Here is a 1,400-nt window from a genome sequence, read left to right on the forward strand (position 1 = left end):
CGAGACGGATCAGCGGCCCTCGCAGTAGACGACCGCGCAGGAGACGACGAAGGGGCCGCATCTTTCGATGCGACCCCTTCGGCGGTGATCAGCGGCTCTCGATGCCGCGGATCTGCGGAGTGTGGAAATGTCTCTCCGCGGGTGAGGGGTTCCTCGATTCGCTGCGCCGGGTCGCCGATGTGGGGTCGGGTGAGCTCACCGCCGAGCTGCGCCAGGTGGTGCTCGCGGTCGGCACCGGATCCCCCTTGGCCGATGCGCTGAACGAGATGGCGCGACGGCTGCAGCTTCCCGGACTGTCTCGCGTCGTCGACCAGGTGATCGCTGCGCTCGAGCACGGTGCCCCGCTCGCCGCCGTCCTGCATGCACAGGCGGGCGATGCACGCGAAGACGCGAAGCGCGTACTGATCGAGCAGGCGGGACGCAAAGAGATCCTGATGCTCCTCCCGCTCGTCTTCCTGATCCTTCCGCTCTCGGTGCTCTTCGCCGTGTATCCGGGACTCTTCATCCTCCGGCTCGGCATCGGCTGACCGCCCGACGAAAGGACCACCATGACCGCACGAACACAGGAGCACCGGCGACGCCCTTGGCATGACGTCACGACCCGGTTCCGCGCCTTCATCGACGACGAAGCGGGTGACGTTCCCGGATGGGTGCTCGTCACGTTGATGACCGCGGGCTTGGTGGTGCTGATCTGGGCCGTCGCCGGTCCCGCTCTGACCTCGCTGTTCGAGCAGGCGATCCAGAGGGTCTCGGGGCTCTGACATGGACGACCGGAGTGGTTGCGCGGATGATCGTGGCTCCAGCCCGGTGGAGTTCGTGCTCGTCGGAACGCTCCTCACCGCCCTCACGCTCGCTGTGCTGCAGCTCGCGTTCGCGGTGTACGTGCGCAACGTGGTGCACGACGCCGCCGTCGAAGGCGCCTACCACGCGGCTCTCGCCGATACGACCCCGGAGGAGGGCATCGAACGCACCAGAGATGTCATCTCCCGCGCGGTCGGCGCGGACTACGCCGAGGACATCCAAATCGGCGTCTCCGGCGCCCCGCCCTACGAGACGGTCGACGTCCGGGTCCGCACGACGTTTCCGCTGCTCGGACTGATCGGCCTTCCCCTCGCGATGGAGGTGGAGGCTCATGCACCTGCCGAGACTTTCGGGGAAGAATGACGAGGGATCGGCCGCCCTGGAGTTCATCGCGGTGGGGGTGATCCTTCTGGTGCCGCTGATCTATCTCGTCATCGCGCTCGGAGCGATCCAGGAGCAGACCTTCGGGGCACGGAAGCGTCATCGGCGCTCTGCTGCTGATGGGCATCATCTCCGTCGGTTTCGGCCTCGCGGCACTGATCCCCTCCTGACACCGGCGCGGCGCGGTAAGGTGGATGACATGGACCTCATGGCGCTCG

Annotated in this window: 3 protein-coding genes and 1 pseudogene; all 4 read left to right on the forward strand. The window is 67.0% G+C overall.

The window, feature by feature from the left end:
- Positions 1-101 precede the first annotated feature (101 nt).
- A complete protein-coding gene (locus KZA10_RS15320; protein WP_306300829.1) occupies positions 102-527 on the forward strand; it encodes a type II secretion system F family protein in 426 nt (141 codons plus the stop codon).
- Positions 528-548: 21 nt separating this feature from the next.
- Positions 549-761 carry a hypothetical protein gene (locus tag KZA10_RS15325; protein ID WP_141386253.1) on the forward strand — a complete coding sequence of 71 codons (213 nt, stop codon included), beginning with the start codon at positions 549-551 and terminating at the stop codon, positions 759-761.
- A 1-nt stretch (position 762) separates the two neighbouring features.
- Positions 763-1,164 carry a TadE/TadG family type IV pilus assembly protein gene (locus KZA10_RS15330; protein WP_055870985.1) on the forward strand — a complete coding sequence of 134 codons (402 nt, stop codon included), beginning with the start codon at positions 763-765 and terminating at the stop codon, positions 1,162-1,164.
- Positions 1,133-1,400: pseudogene (locus KZA10_RS18340) on the forward strand (hypothetical protein); the annotation flags it as partial. The gene KZA10_RS15330 and the pseudogene KZA10_RS18340, both read left to right, overlap by 32 nt.

This window comes from Microbacterium sp. BF1 (assembly GCF_019279095.1).
GTDB classification, from domain to species: Bacteria; Actinomycetota; Actinomycetes; order Actinomycetales; family Microbacteriaceae; genus Microbacterium; species Microbacterium maritypicum.